13 protein-coding genes and 1 rRNA gene are annotated in these 14847 nt (G+C 53.1%); 7 read left to right on the forward strand and 7 right to left on the reverse strand.

The genetic code is table 11. The features are described 5' to 3' along the window. Window positions 1-116, forward strand: a 5S ribosomal RNA gene (gene rrf, locus JHD74_RS20875). A 312-nt stretch (window positions 117-428) separates the two neighbouring features. On the opposite strand, the gene mobB is transcribed toward rrf, so the two are convergent. Then, a complete protein-coding gene (mobB, locus tag JHD74_RS20880; RefSeq protein WP_199063431.1) occupies window positions 429-950 on the reverse strand; it encodes a molybdopterin-guanine dinucleotide biosynthesis protein MobB in 522 nt (173 codons plus the stop codon). After that, on the reverse strand, window positions 947-1537 hold the full coding sequence (gene mobA / locus JHD74_RS20885; RefSeq protein WP_199063432.1) for a molybdenum cofactor guanylyltransferase MobA: 591 nt from the start codon (window positions 1535-1537) through the stop codon (window positions 947-949). The genes mobB and mobA overlap by 4 nt, the downstream gene beginning before the upstream one ends. Window positions 1538-1688: 151 nt before the next feature. Here mobA and JHD74_RS20890 point away from each other — a divergent pair, with 151 nt between their 5' ends. From JHD74_RS20890 to dsbA, 3 genes are all read left to right on the forward strand, one after another. Then, window positions 1689-1958 carry a YihD family protein gene (locus JHD74_RS20890; protein ID WP_024527814.1) on the forward strand — a complete coding sequence of 90 codons (270 nt, stop codon included), beginning with the start codon at window positions 1689-1691 and terminating at the stop codon, window positions 1956-1958. A gap of 93 nt (window positions 1959-2051) precedes the next feature. Beyond that, on the forward strand, window positions 2052-3038 hold the full coding sequence (locus JHD74_RS20895; RefSeq protein ID WP_199063433.1) for a serine/threonine protein kinase: 987 nt from the start codon (window positions 2052-2054) through the stop codon (window positions 3036-3038). Window positions 3039-3067: 29 nt separating this feature from the next. Further along, on the forward strand, window positions 3068-3691 hold the full coding sequence (dsbA, locus tag JHD74_RS20900) for a thiol:disulfide interchange protein DsbA (RefSeq protein ID WP_024527816.1): 624 nt from the start codon (window positions 3068-3070) through the stop codon (window positions 3689-3691). A gap of 49 nt (window positions 3692-3740) precedes the next feature. On the opposite strand, the gene JHD74_RS20905 is transcribed toward dsbA, so the two are convergent. After that, window positions 3741-4628, reverse strand: a complete 888-nt coding sequence (locus tag JHD74_RS20905; protein ID WP_199063434.1) for an acyltransferase — start codon at window positions 4626-4628, stop codon at window positions 3741-3743. A 502-nt stretch (window positions 4629-5130) separates the two neighbouring features. Here JHD74_RS20905 and polA point away from each other — a divergent pair. After that, entirely contained in the window at window positions 5131-7926 is a 2796-nt protein-coding gene (gene polA, locus JHD74_RS20910; RefSeq protein WP_199063435.1) for a DNA polymerase I, read from the forward strand. A gap of 554 nt (window positions 7927-8480) precedes the next feature. Here the strand turns inward: polA and yihA are convergent. Beyond that, a complete protein-coding gene (yihA, locus tag JHD74_RS20915) occupies window positions 8481-9128 on the reverse strand; it encodes a ribosome biogenesis GTP-binding protein YihA/YsxC (RefSeq protein WP_024482967.1) in 648 nt (215 codons plus the stop codon). A 746-nt stretch (window positions 9129-9874) separates the two neighbouring features. Between yihA and yihI the strand changes: the two genes are divergently transcribed. Further along, the gene (yihI, locus tag JHD74_RS20920; protein WP_024527819.1) at window positions 9875-10423 is read left to right on the forward strand and encodes a Der GTPase-activating protein YihI; all 549 of its coding nucleotides are present in this window, start codon (window positions 9875-9877) and stop codon (window positions 10421-10423) included. Window positions 10424-10609: 186 nt separating this feature from the next. Continuing rightward, a complete protein-coding gene (gene hemN / locus JHD74_RS20925; RefSeq protein ID WP_199063436.1) occupies window positions 10610-11983 on the forward strand; it encodes an oxygen-independent coproporphyrinogen III oxidase in 1374 nt (457 codons plus the stop codon). Between the two features lie 36 nt (window positions 11984-12019). Here hemN and JHD74_RS20930 read toward each other — a convergent pair whose 3' ends face one another. The 3 genes from JHD74_RS20930 to glnL all read right to left on the reverse strand — a co-directional run bounded on the left by JHD74_RS20930 (window position 12020) and on the right by glnL (window position 14732). Then, window positions 12020-12142 (reverse strand): YshB family small membrane protein, encoded by a 123-nt coding sequence (locus JHD74_RS20930; protein ID WP_143182229.1) that lies wholly within the window; start codon window positions 12140-12142, stop codon window positions 12020-12022. Between the two features lie 117 nt (window positions 12143-12259). Then, a complete protein-coding gene (gene glnG, locus JHD74_RS20935; protein ID WP_024527821.1) occupies window positions 12260-13672 on the reverse strand; it encodes a nitrogen regulation protein NR(I) in 1413 nt (470 codons plus the stop codon). A 10-nt stretch (window positions 13673-13682) separates the two neighbouring features. Next, the gene (gene glnL / locus JHD74_RS20940) at window positions 13683-14732 is read right to left on the reverse strand and encodes a nitrogen regulation protein NR(II) (RefSeq protein ID WP_024527822.1); all 1050 of its coding nucleotides are present in this window, start codon (window positions 14730-14732) and stop codon (window positions 13683-13685) included. Window positions 14733-14847 lie beyond the last annotated feature (115 nt).

The following is a 14847-nucleotide window of genomic DNA, read 5'->3' on the forward strand; positions in this document are numbered from 1 at the left end:
CCTGGCGGCAATAGCGCGGTGGTCCCACCTGACCCCATGCCGAACTCAGAAGTGAAACGCCGTAGCGCCGATGGTAGTGTGGGGTCTCCCCATGCGAGAGTAGGACACTGCCAGGCATCAATTAAGTAGAAAGCCTCATGCGAAAGCATGGGGCTTTTTGCTATGGGTCAAAAACAGAAAATGGCAGTGAAAGCCCCTCACCCCAGCCCTCTCCCAGAGTACCAACCGGGAACATCCTGAACATCCGAGTGGGGGAGAGGGAGCAGTCCGGCGTCGTGGATGAGTGAGTGCGGCTTCGGCAAGTCGGAACCTTTGATTAGCCATACCACTTCGGCAGTGATGAGTAATCAGAAAGATAAGAAGTTCTGAGGAATATCAGCGGGCTCGATCGGTTCCCTCTCCTGGGAGAGAGGGTTAGGGTGAGGGGACTATACCTTTGTCTGCTTCAGCCACTGAACGATAAACCCAGCGATCGTTTCAGGCTGATTGATATCTAACAAAGGCGCAATGCCTTCAATCTTTTTGTCGCTGGCCACGGCAATGACGTGCTGATCCAACATATCTGCAAGCGGTTTACCGACCTCCTCACGATAAAGAACAATTTTGCTGATCTGCTCATGCTTGAACCCTTCTACCAGGATCAAATCTACCTTGCTGCGATCGAACCGGCTGGCCAGATACTGGAGATCTAAAGGTTGCTGATCCGGTGTTTCAGTCATTAATGCCCAGCGCCGATCGCTGGCAACCAACGTTTGGTCTGCACCGGCCTTGCGCAGTTCATAGCTGTCCTTGCCTGGCGTATCTACATCCATATCATGATGAGTATGTTTGATCAGACCAACGCGCACCTGCTGCTGTTTTAATAGCGGGATCAATTGCTTCAGCAGCGTGGTTTTACCTGTACCGCTATAGGCGGCGATAGCCAGCAAGGGGGGCATTAAACCCGTCATTGTTCACTCCCCTTTTCCTGCTGCCACTGTTGGCAATCTTCCGGGGTATTCAAATTACGGAAGGCGTCTTGCTGCCCACTGAACACCACTTGTTGTGCACCAATAGCCGCCATGAACAGCATCAATTTGCGTTCCCCTCGGGCTAGATAACGGGTGAGTTCCTCTGCCAGACTGGTATGCAGTAAAGCGAAGGTAGGATGTTCACGCTCACCGTCGCTGGCATAGGCGGCCAGGGCATTGCCCTTATGCAACCAAAGCTGTTCTACCAGGTTGAGAGGGAAGTCGGGGACGTCGCAGGGGGCGCAGACAATCCATGGTGTGTGGGCATAAGTGAGGCCTGCCAATATACCGGCTAAAGGGCCAGGGTAATCTGCCGTCAGATCGCCGACGACCTCTAAGCCGCTTTGCTGATAACATTGCTGATTGCGATTGGCACTGATGATCACCTGACTCACTTGCGGTGTTAATCGGCCCAGTACGTGCTGGTACAGGGTTTTATCCCCCACTTGAACCAATCCTTTATCTTTCCCTCCCATACGGGTAGAGCGCCCACCGGCCAGAATAACGCCGGTTATATTTGCATGCATAGTCATCATCCTGCCCCTCTCCAATGCCCTGATTGTAGCGCTAAACCTGTTCAGACATCATGATTTACCTTTATTGACACGCTGGTTCTTTCACTACGTAGTCAAGCCTGCTACTTTGTGGGTTTATCACTTCACTGGATGATATTTTGATATGAAAACGCATCGCGTAAACGAACTGATTGAGCTTTTGCACCCGGCCTGGCAGCAGGATCCCGATCTCAACCTGATTCAGTTTTTGCAAAAGCTGGCGCAGGAAGCGGGTTTTCAGGGTGAGTTAGGCGATCTGAGCGATGACATCTTGATCTATCACCTGAAAATGCGCGGCAGTGCGGGCACAGAACAGATCCCTGGCTTGAAGAAAGACTACGAAGACGACTTTAAAACGGCGTTGCTGCGTGCCCGTGGCGTGATAAAAGATTAGCCTTCATGCGGTGCGGTCATCAGTGGCGATGATTAGTGCTACTCTTTCTTATTCTTGGCACGTTGTTGTCATCTGGCGAACTGAACGGTTGTTATGAACAACTCTGCATTTAATTTTGAAACCCTTTCTCCCGATCTGATTATGGATGCGTTGGAAGGGATAGGTTTGCGTGTTGATTCTGGGCTGACGGCGCTCAACAGCTATGAAAACCGCGTTTACCAGTTTATGGATGAAGATCGTCGGCGTTACGTGGTGAAATTTTATCGCCCAGAACGCTGGAGTGCAGAGCAAATCGGTGAAGAGCATAGGTTCGCGCTGGATTTGTCGCACAACGAAATCCCGGCTGTCGCACCACTGATATTACAGGGAAATACGCTGCACACCCATGCAGGCTTTTTCTTTACCGTATTTCCGAGCGTCGGTGGCCGACAGTATGAGATTGATAGTCTGGAACAGCTGGAGTGGGTCGGGCGTTTTCTTGGCCGTATCCACCAGGTGGGTAGCGAAAGCCTGTTTACCGAGCGGCCGACCATTGGCATTGAAGAGTATCTCACGGAGCCACGGCAGGTATTGGCCAACTGTGATTTAGTTCCCAAGGCCCAGCGCGAGACTTTCCTGCGGGCTACGGATACGCTGATTGACGCTATCAAACCGCACTGGCAACTGGATTGGCAACCGCTGCGTTTGCATGGCGATTGCCACCCAGGCAATATCTTGTGGCGCGATGGTCCGCTGTTCGTCGATCTTGACGATGCACGCAACGGGCCGGCAATACAGGATTTGTGGATGTTGTTACACGGTGAACGTCGCGATCGGCTGATGCAGCTGGATATCCTGCTGGAGGCCTATGGCGAATTTGCCGAATTTGATCAGCGCGAGTTGGCGTTGATCGAACCCTTGCGGGCTATGCGCATGGTGTATTACCTGGCATGGGTAGCGCGCCGTTGGCAGGATCCCGCGTTTCCAAAAAGTTTCCCGTGGATGGCGGAGTCTGATTTCTGGTTATCTCAGACTGCGGCATTTACTGAACAGGTTAAGCTGTTGCAGGAACCTCCTCTGCAGCTCATGCCAATGTATTGAAGCATTAACATAATGGAGAGTTTAGTGTTATGAAAAAAATTTGGTTGGCACTCGTTGGTATGGTGATGGCATTCAGTGCCTCCGCTGCGCAATTCAGTGACGGTACGCAATACATCACTTTGGATAAGCCGGTAACTGGCGAACCACAGGTGCTGGAGTTCTTCTCTTTCTACTGCCCGCACTGCTACCAGTTTGAAGAGACTTACCATATCTCTGATGCGGTCAAAAAAGCACTGCCTGAAGGCACCAAGATGACCAAATACCATGTGGAATTCCTGGGTCCATTGGGTAAGCAATTAACTCAAGCCTGGGCAGTTGCCATGGCTCTGGGTGTAGAAGACAAAATTACTCAGCCAATGTTTGAAGCTATTCAGAAAACTCAAACCGTGCAAACGCCTGACGATATCCGCAAGGTATTCGTCAATGCGGGCATAGCAGGTGAAGACTATGACGCGGCTTTAAACAGCTTCGTGGTGAAATCTCTGGTGGCTCAGCAAGAGAAAGCGGCAGAAGATTTGCAACTGCGTGGCGTGCCAGCGGTATTTGTTAATGGCAAATACATGGTGAAAAATGATGGCCTGGATACCAGCAGCATGGACGTTTACGTCAAGCAATTTGCTGATGTCGTTAAGTTCCTGACCGAACAAAAGTAACCCGCAGCAATAAATCAACGCCGGTTAACCCGGCGTTTTTTTTAACTTATTAACGCTTGAGCCTGTCAAGCAAACCATCTTTTTCCTGCCACAGCGTATTCAGCCAAATCTGGAATTTACGTTTAAACAGTTTGTCATTGAAGTAATCCCCGTGCAGCGACTCATCAATCGGCAGGCATTCAATCCTGACGACAACCCGTTGCAAACGGCCACACAACATATCCATAAAGGGATGCTCACGGTTATCCGGATAGCACAAGGTGACATTCAGGATCTTATCAAATTGCTGACCAAGCGCGCTAAGCGTAAAGGCGATCCCGGCAGCTTTCGGGGCGAGCAAATTGCGGTATGGGGAGTGTGTTTTAATTTTCTTGGCCTCGGTGAAACGAGATCCCTCAACGAAATTGACGATGGTGGTTGGGCGCAGGCGAAACTTGTCGCAGGAACGCCGCGTAGTTGCGATATCCTTGCCACGTTTTTCCGGATGTTTGTGCAGATAGGCCCGGGAGTAACGCTTCATAAAGGGCATATCCAGCGCCCAGCAGGCCAGGCCGACGAAGGGGATCCATGCCAATTGCTGCTTCAGGAAGTACTTATTCATAGGTATATGGTGGCGGAATAGCACACACAACACCACAATGTCCGACCAGCTTTCATGGTTGCTGATCAGCAGATACCAATTCTTTTTTTCCAGCCCGTGTAGCCCTTGAATATCCCACTGTAACCGGGGGTTAATTCGTAACAACACCGCCAGGCATTGGCACCAGCACCACATCATCAGATCAGCAAAGGCTGAAATGTATCGCCAAACGCCGGGGATGGGGATCAAAATTTTAGCGATACCGGCCAGAACAATCGGGATGGAGCACAGCATCGTTACGCCAATGGCAAGCAGCGCAGAAAAGATAAAAATAACAGGGGCTAGCAATTTTGGCATGGGTTTAGTGCTGACGGTTGAAGGAAACATCGTTAGATACGTCAGTACGTACCAACAAAAAAATATTTTAACAGAATCCAGGCCAAGAATACGCGGCTAAAAGTAAGCGATTTTAGCCAGGTTGAAATTGCCAGTTGTTTACCGTTGACGTGCAGGTTTTCAATCTTGTGCTATGGTCATTGAGGTGCCTAAATTGATTAAACGTGCGATTAAACTCCGGCCCCAGTTATATCCACAAATTTACTGAAACACGATAAATAGCAAAACCGTTAATCCCCTCTTTCAACAGTGTGATTTGTCTAGGAATTTTATTTTCCATTATAACGATATTATCTTCGTTATAATTCAGTTGCTAAACTATGCACAAAGTTATCCACAGGCAGGATCTTGCGGATCGCTTCACAGGATCTCATCTAATTTGGCCATATTGCACGCTAAGGTTCGTCACCAGCGGCTAGCTATGGCATGCTTACCCCAGTCCTTTTCACGAAAAAGAAACGTTATGGCCCAGATTGCAGAAAACCCATTAATCCTGGTGGATGGTTCCTCTTACCTTTACCGCGCCTACCACGCCTTCCCACCGCTGACAAACTCGGTCGGTGAGCCGACGGGAGCGATGTACGGTGTGCTGAACATGCTGCGCAGCCTGCTGTTGCAGTATACCCCCAGCCATGTGGCGGTGGTGTTTGATGCCAAAGGGAAGACCTTCCGTGACGAGCTGTTTGCCGAATATAAATCACATCGGCCACCGATGCCGGACGATTTGCGAGCGCAGATCGAACCGCTGCATCAGATGGTTAAAGCCATGGGGTTACCGCTGCTGGTCACACCTGGTGTAGAGGCTGATGACGTGATCGGCACCCTGGCGCTAGAGGCTGAGAAAGCGGGCCACGCCGTGTTGATCAGTACCGGCGACAAAGACATGGCTCAGTTGGTGACGCCGAATGTCACCCTGATCAATACCATGAACAACACTATCCTCGGCCCGCAGGAGGTCTGTGATAAATACGGTATTCCTCCTGAACTGATCATCGATTTCCTGGCGCTGATGGGGGATTCATCAGATAACATCCCTGGCGTACCTGGGGTCGGTGAGAAAACGGCCCAGGCGCTGCTGCAAGGGTTAGGGGGCCTGGATCAGCTCTATGCCAATCTGGATAGCATTGCCACGCTGAGCTTCCGCGGTGCCAAGACCATGGCGGCCAAGCTGGAGCAGAACAAAGAGGTGGCCTACCTCTCTTACAAACTGGCGACGATCAAAACCGATGTTGAACTGGATCTGAAATGCAGTGAGCTGGAAGTGAGCCCACCGGATGTCGATCAACTGCAGGCACTGTTTAAGCGCTACGAGTTCAAGCGCTGGATGGCCGATGTTGAAGCAGGCACCTGGTTAGAAAACAAAGGGTCAGGCCGTAAGGCCAGCTCGGCGGCCAAGCCAGCCGCAACGGCAGAACTACCAAGAGCTGCTGCAGAGCCTACCCTGTCGCAGGAAGGCTATGTCACCATTCTGGATGAGGAAACCTTCGCCGATTGGATGCAGCGCCTGAAACAGGCCGAGGTTTTCGCCTTCGATACCGAAACAGACGGCCTGGATACCCTGACGGCCAACCTGATCGGCCTATCCTTCGCCATTGAGCCAGGCGTGGCGGCTTACCTGCCGGTTGCACACGATTATCTGGATGCTCCCCCACAGCTGGATCGTAACCACGTGCTGGCCACCCTGAAGCCGCTGCTGGAAGACGAGAAGGCGTTGAAGGTGGGGCAGAACCTGAAGTTTGATAAGAGCCTGCTGGCGCGCTATGACATCGATCTACGCGGTATCGCCTACGACACCATGCTGGAGTCCTATGTACTCGACAGCGTCAGTGGCCGTCACGATATGGATAGCCTGGCGGATCGCTACCTGGGCCATAAAACCATTACCTTCGAAGAGATCGCGGGCAAAGGCAAAAAACAGCTAACCTTCAACCAGATTGCCCTTGAAGAGGCGGGCCCTTATGCGGCAGAAGATGCCGACGTTACGCTACAACTGCATTTGGCGATGTGGCCGCAGTTGAAAGAGAGTGAAGGCCTGCTGACGGTATTCAATGAGATTGAAATGCCGCTGTTACCGGTGCTTTCCCATATCGAACGCACCGGGGTGCTGATCGATCCTAACATCCTCGCGGCTCACTCCATTGAGCTGACCAAGCGCCTTGGCGAGCTTGAAGTACAGGCCCATGAACTGGCAGAGGAGCCGTTCAATCTGGCTTCTACCAAGCAGTTGCAGGCCATTTTGTATGAAAAGCAAAAGCTGCCAGTGCTGAAAAAAACCCCTGGTGGTGCTCCTTCTACCAATGAGGAAGTGCTGGCCGAGTTGGCGCTGGATTATCCGCTGCCGAAAGTGATCCTGGAATACCGTGGCCTGGCGAAGCTGAAAAGCACCTATACCGACAAACTACCGTTGATGATCAACCCGGTTAGCGGGCGGGTGCATACTTCTTATCACCAGGCCGTCACCGCCACCGGTCGCCTGTCATCCAGCGATCCAAACCTGCAAAACATCCCGGTACGTAACGATGAGGGGCGCCGTATCCGTCAGGCATTTATTGCGCCTGAGGGCTACCGTATTGTCGCGGCGGACTATTCGCAGATTGAACTGCGCATCATGGCTCATTTATCGCAGGACGAAGGCTTGCTTAAGGCGTTTGCTGAAGGTAAGGACATACACCGGGCAACGGCGGCAGAAGTCTTTGGTCTGGCGTTGGATAAGGTCACCAACGAACAGCGCCGCAGTGCCAAGGCGATTAACTTTGGCCTGATCTACGGCATGAGCGCATTTGGTTTGGCTCGCCAGCTGGGGATCCCGCGCGGCGAAGCGCAGCGCTATATGGATCTGTACTTCGAGCGCTACCCTGGCGTGCTGGAGTATATGGAACGCACCCGTCAGCAGGCTGCCGAGCAGGGCTATGTCAGCACGCTGGATGGCCGCCGGTTGTATCTGCCGGACGTTCGCTCCAGCAACGGTATGCGTCGCAAGGCAGCCGAGAGAGCGGCGATTAACGCCCCTATGCAGGGCACTGCTGCGGATATCATCAAACGTGCGATGATTGAGGTGGATGCCTGGCTGCAAGGGCCTGAGAAGCCGCTGGTGCGCATGATCATGCAGGTACACGATGAACTGGTGTTTGAAATCCAAGAGTCTGCCATCGAAGAGGCCAGCCTGCGCATTCATGAGTTAATGGAAAACAGCATGCAGTTGGCTGTTCCGCTGCGGGTGGATATCGGCGTAGGTAAAAACTGGGATGAGGCTCACTGATTACCCTGGGTGATGTGTTATGGCCAGTTTTCTCTAACTGGCGAAAACCTAAGCATTTTTGGTAACTGAGCAACATCCTTCGGTGATTGTTTCGACTAAATTGGCGTTGTTAGTGCACGGATCGTGTAAGTAAACTACAAAAAATTCTTTTGCAGCGTGAAAAAATGATGTAGAGTTACAGGCGTAGGGTACAGAGGTAAGATGTTCTATCTTTCAGACCTTTTACTTCACGTAATCGGATTTGGCTGAATATTTAGCCGCCCCAGTCAGTATTGACTGGGGCGTTTTTTATTGTAAAAACAACGTCAAACCATCGATTTTAGTTATCCCCGCCAGCTCTTCTCCCGCCGTTCCCTTGGCTGATTTATCTGCATTTATCTCCTGACAGAGCAACATCTGCCATAAGTTTTTGTGATGGTTTTTAGTCAGAATTGTAATTAGATAACGAAATGTGGCCTCGTGCGGGGTGATAATGGGCGTAAAAAAGCCGATGTCTCAGCATCGGCTCATTGGGCGCGGCATGCGGCACCCCTACGAAATACCCGCAGCGGTTATCATTCCCCGCCGATATCGTCTTCCGGCAGCACTTCCGGTGGGATTTCGTTAAACCAGGTATTCAACTTCTGGCTAAGCTTATCGACGCCGATCTTTTTCGGTGACGAGAAGGCTTCCACCTGAATGTCACCCATAAATGGTAGCACGGCCTCACGCACCATATTGAGTTGCGCCTTGCGGGCCCCAGAGGCCAGCTTATCGGCCTTGGTCAGCAGGACCAGCACTGGCGTGCCTACGTCGACGGCCCACTGGATCATCTGTTGGTCCAGGTCTTTGAGCGGATGACGGATATCCATCAGCACCACCAGACCTTTCAGGCAGTTACGCATTTGCAGGTATTCACCCAGCGCCCGCTGCCATTTCTTCTTCATCTCTTCGGGCACTTCGGCATAGCCGTAGCCTGGCAGGTCGACCAGGCGAATGCCTTCTTCGACCTCGAACAGGTTAATCAACTGGGTACGCCCCGGCGTTTTACTGGTACGTGCCAGGCCTTTCTGATTGGTCAGGGTATTCAGTGCGCTGGACTTACCGGCGTTGGAGCGGCCGGCGAACGCAACTTCAATACCTTCATCCCCCGGCAGGTGGCGAATATCGGGCGCACTGGTGACGAAATGGGTCACATGGTAATTGTAGTTCTTGCTGGTCAAAATTTTTCGTCTCCGTGAGGATGGCTATCTGGTGGGCGATTATAACTGCATCAGCGCTAAAAGGGTGTGTTTCTCGGTTTTTAAGCGTTTTAACCACAGAGTCCTTGTGGCAAAAGGTCGCCTGCCGTGTGAGACATTGACCATTCGAATTGGGGGTAATGTCGCTTTATTCGAAAGCGGTAAATATTTTATTTGTTATAAAACAGTACGTTGTAATTTCGATAAGTAAAAGATTGCCGTAATCCGCCTGTAGGTATCTTGAGCACACCCCATAAAAGCGTAAAGTAGGTTGCAAGGCAGGAGGCCAAGGAAACAGGAACATCCAGGAAGGGTGAAAAATCTCAGGGAATGCACAGGCAGTGTAATGAGTACCAGGATGATGGCAGATGGAATTGAAACTATTGGTGCCGGAGCGCACGAATAGTACACGGATGACGAAGTGACTGCAATTGGGACGCACGCGGGAAGCGCACTCAGGAAGAGTGGAAGCGAACGGATCGCAGCACGGATGATTTTTTCTTTCAGGATGAAAGACGTAGTAGCAGGGAGCGCGGTTATCGCAGATGGAAAGACCGGGATGTTGAGTGTGCGCATGGAGCGCGGAGCAGGAATATCCTTCGAGTGAAGGTGCGAAATAGGCGGCAGGTTTTAACCTGCCGCCTTTTTTCTTTGTCTGCTTTCTGCTAGATTCCGCCGCAACCGTATAGCAATTCTATACTGGATCTACATACCTAAGAGTAAAAGCCATGAACCAGCCATCAAAAGCACCTCGCGGCCCACGCAGCAGCGCGGCGACGTCAAAAAGTAAAAAGAAAAGTCGTGTGGAGCTCGATCAGGAAGCGCGCGAGCGCAAGCGTCTGAAAAAGCGCCGTGGCCTGGCTTCCGGTTCGCGTACCCAGGTTGAGTCTGCCAACCAGAAAAATAAAACTGGCGCGCAACCCAAAGATCCTCGTCTCGGCAGTAAAGTGCCGGTTGCGCTGGTGGTTGACGCTAAAGTGAAGGCGACCAAGCCGCAGCCAAAACCGAAGGCAGAAAAACCGCGCCTCACGCCAGAAGAAGAACTGACCAAGCTGGAAAACGATGAACGTCTGGATGCCTTGCTGGATCGCCTGGATGAAGGCGCCACGCTGAGTGCGGAAGATCAGGCTTACGTCGATCAAACCCTGGATCGTATTGATGCGCTGATGGAACAGCTGGGCATCGAACTGGGTGATGAAGACGACGAAGAGCAGGAAGAGAAGCAGGAAGATATTCTGAAACTGCTGAAAGGCGGTAACCCGAAAGACGTATTTTAAGCGGTTATGTGGCTGATCCCGGCAATAGCCCTACTGTTGACGTGTTATCTACTGTGGTTATTCGGTAAACTGTGGCGGCTGTCGAAGCGCAAAACGCGTTTTCGCAGCGCTTCCGCGGCCAGACAGCGTAGACAACTGCCCATTTCCCGGCCCGGTAGGAAAAAATATCGGAAGGAGTGAGCAAGCATGTCAGAACAGACCATTGTCTGGGATTTGGCCCTGATCCAAAAATATAACTATTCAGGCCCGCGTTATACTTCATACCCCACGGCGCTGGAGTTTAACCAGGGCTACGACGAAGCTGCGTTCCAACGCGCGGCTACGCGCTACCCTGAGCGCCCGCTGTCGTTATATGTCCATATTCCCTTCTGCCATAAGCTTTGCTATTTCTGCGGCTGCAATAAGTTGGTCACACGCCAGACTCACAAGGCCGATGAATACCTGGCCGTGCTGGAGCGGGAAATCATCGCCCGTGCTCCCCTGTTTGCCGGCCGCAAGGTCAGCCAACTGCATTGGGGCGGCGGTACGCCAACCTATCTGGATAAGCAGCAAATCAGCCGCCTGGTCGCCATACTACGCCAGCACTTTGATTTCCAGCCAGAAATGGAGATGTCGATTGAAGTTGACCCGCGGGAAATCGAGCTGGACGTGCTGGATCACCTGCGTGCAGAAGGCTTTAACCGCCTCAGCATGGGGGTGCAGGACTTCAATAAAGAAGTGCAGCGTCTGGTTAACCGCGAGCAGGATGAAGAGTTCATTTTTGCCCTGATCGCCCGGGCTAAAGCGCTAGGCTTCAACTCGACCAATATCGATCTGATTTACGGCCTGCCGAAGCAGACGCCAGAGAGTTTTGCCTTCACCCTGCAACGGGTAGCGGAGCTGAATCCGGATCGCCTGAGCGTATTTAACTACGCCCATATGCCGAACCTGTTTGCTGCCCAACGTAAAATCAAGGACGCCGACCTACCGAGCGCCCAGCAGAAACTCGATATCCTGCAGCAAACCATCGCTTCGCTGACGGAGTCGGGCTATCAGTTTATCGGTATGGACCATTTTGCCCGGCCGAACGATGAACTGGCCATTGCTCAGCGCGAAGGCAAGCTGCACCGCAATTTCCAGGGTTACACCACCCAAGGTGACAGCGATCTGCTGGGCCTGGGGGTTTCCGCCATCAGCATGCTGGGTGACAGCTACGCGCAGAACCAGAAAGAGCTGAAGGTGTATTATGCTAACGTGGAAGAGCAGGGGAATGCCCTGTGGCGTGGCCTGGCGATGACGGAAGATGACTGCCTGCGCCGTGACGTGATCAAGACGCTGATCTGTAATTTCCAGCTGGCTTATCAACCGATTGAGCAGCAATATGGCATTGCTTTTGCGGATTACTTTGCCGCCGATCTGGAATTGTTGGCACCTTTCGAACGTGACGGGCTGGTGGAGCGCGATGAGCACGGCATTCGCGTCACGCCTCGTGGGCGCTTGCTGATCCGTAATATCTGCATGTGCTTCGATATATACCTGCGCAAACAGGCCCGCGCCCAACAGTTCTCCCGGGTTATCTGACGCACAGAACCACGGCCGTGATGAGCGACTGTGGTTTTAACTAAAGAAGTTAATCAGTGCGGCGCACAACACAGTGGCAACGGCCGCCTGTGGTGAATGGCTGACGGCAGAACTGACGTCTGCGCCTTGGGTAAGAAAGACGATGAGTGTATCCAGCATCAAAAGCCTCCTGAGTTTGCGTTTCGATCATACTGCTGTCGCATACCCTGTAAAAGCCTTCGAGTGCTGGTTTTTTGTGCGCCAGATTGTATTTTTAATCATCTAGCGCCCTCTCTCTTACTCCATCCCTAATTCTTTCAGCTTACGCGTTAAGGTATTCCGGCCCCATCCCAGCAGGCGGGCAGCTTCCTGCTTGTGCCCCTGTGTATGCCGTAGCGCGGTGGTGAGCAAAGTGCGCTCCATTTCCGGCTGAGCTTCGGACAACAGGTTTTGATGACCGGAACGTAACGCGCGGTCGGCCCACTGTGCCAACAGCGTGGCCCAACTGTCCGGCAGGCCGTGGCTGCTGGCTTGCGGCGCGGCGGTTTCAAACAGTTCCGAGGGCAGATCCTGGATCAGTACTTCTTGCCCGGCGGCCATCACGGTCAGCCAACGGCAGGTATTTTCCAACTGGCGTACGTTGCCTGGCCACGGCAAACGGGTGAGGGCGGTTTCAGTTTCCGGATGCAGGTTCTTCGCCTCTACACCCAACTCTTTCGCGGCCACCTGTAGGAAATAGCGCGCCAGGCGCGGAATATCCTCACGGCGTTCACGCAGAGGCGGCAGATGTACGCGGATCACGTTCAGGCGGTGGAACAGATCCTCACGGAATTTGCCTTCCTGAACGCGCAACTCCAGGTTCTGGTGGGTGGCGGCAATGATACGCACATCAACCTTTACCGGCGCATAGCCACCCACGCGATAGAACTGGCCGTCCGCCAACACGCGCAGCAAGCGGGTTTGCACATCCAGCGGCATATCCCCGATTTCATCCAGGAACAGCGTGCCACCGTCGGCCTGTTCAAAACGGCCCTGACGGATCTGATTGGCGCCGGTAAACGCCCCTTTCTCATGGCCGAACAGTTCAGATTCAATCAGGTCTTTGGGGATCGCGGCCATGTTCAGGGCGATAAACGGCGATTTGACGCGTGGGCTGTGGCGATGCAGCGCATGGGCAACCAGCTCTTTCCCGGTTCCCGACTCCCCGTTGATCAGCACGCTGATGGAGGAACGCGACAGGCGGCCAATAATGCGGAACACATCCTGCATTGCTGGGGCTTCACCAATAATATCGGCGACGGGATCGTTAGCAGGCTGGCTGCGAGCGGGTTGCTGTTGCTCTTGATAGTGGCTGATGGCACGCTCTACCAGCGCGACGGCTTCATCAATATCAAAGGGTTTTGGCAGGTAATCGAATGCCCCTTGTTGATAGGCGCTAACCGCCGCGTCCAGATCCGAATGCGCCGTCATTATGATGACCGGGAGCATCGGGTGACGCTGTTTGATCTGCTTGAGCAGTGCCAGGCCATCCATACCCGGCATGCGGATATCTGATAGCAGCACGTCGGGAGTTTGTGTAGCCAATGCTTCCAACACGGCATTGCCGCTGTCGAAGGTGACGCTGTTCACCCCGGCTCCGGTGAGCGCACGTTCGAGCACCCAGCGGATGGAGCTATCGTCATCGACGATCCAGACTATCCCTCGTTGCATAGCACAAACCTCACTGGCGAATAGGCAGGAAAACCGAGAATTCGGTGTGACCTGGCCAACTGTTAAATTCAATTTTTCCGCAATGCTGATCGATTAGATTACGGGCGATGGATAACCCCAGGCCGGTACCGCCTTCGCGGCCGCTGACCATCGGGTAGAACAGAGTGTCTTGCAACTGGGCCGGTACGCCCGGGCCGTCATCCTCAACATCGATCCGCGCCGCCAGCCGGTAGCGGGTGCCGTGCAGGGTGATCTGAAACGCGGTACGCGTGCGCAGCGTGATGGTGCCACCGGTTTCGCTCAGCGCCTGCAATGCGTTGCGGGTGATATTGAGCAACACCTGCTCGATTTGATCGGGATCGTGCGCCAGTTCCGGCAGGCTAGGGTCGTAATCACGCACCAGCGTGACGTTATCGGGTTTCTCCAACGACACCAATTGGAAGACCCGTTCCGCTACCTGATGGATACTCTGGGTAATATGTTGGCCGGGGCGCTGCGGCCCTAGCAGGCGATCTACCAGATTACGCAGCCGATCGGCCTGTTCGATGATCACCTTGGTGTATTCCGTCAGCGAGGGGTCTGGCAAAGCTTTAGCCAGCAACTGCGCAGCACCCCGCAAACCGCCGAGCGGATTTTTGATTTCGTGGGCCAGACCGCGTACCAGATCTCGCGCCGCAACCTGTTGAGCGTGCTGTAACTGCTCCTGGCTGAGGCGACGTTGATTGTCCATTGGGGCCAGCTCCAGCAGAATAAAGCCTTCTGGCAGCGCCTGAGCGGTCAGGGAGAGGATATGGGCGCGGCTATCGACCACCAGGGTCACTTCGTTATCGGTAAAGCCCTGGCCGGCATACAGGCTTTCGCGCATCAGATCGATATTCAGCGAAAAATAACCAAGTAAATCGGGCAGAGGTGTACCGAAAAGTTTACGAGAACTCTGTGCCAGCAGCTGTTGTGCCGCCGGGTTGGCGTAGTGGATCGCCAGTGTGTCATCCAACAGCAAAATGCTATTGATGAGAGAATTGAGGATCTGCCCAGCATCGGGCAGCTTGCCGGTTGCCATACAGCAGTCTCCTGCACCTTTTTAGTGCATCCATCCTACTCCATCCGCAACCATCACGGTATGAAATAGTTTTGCAGAACATACGGTGGAGAAAAAAGCCCATCCGAAGATGGGC

It is taken from the genome of Serratia sp. ASV30 (genome assembly GCF_016428815.1).
Classification (GTDB): Bacteria; Pseudomonadota; Gammaproteobacteria; order Enterobacterales; family Enterobacteriaceae; genus Chania; species Chania fonticola_C.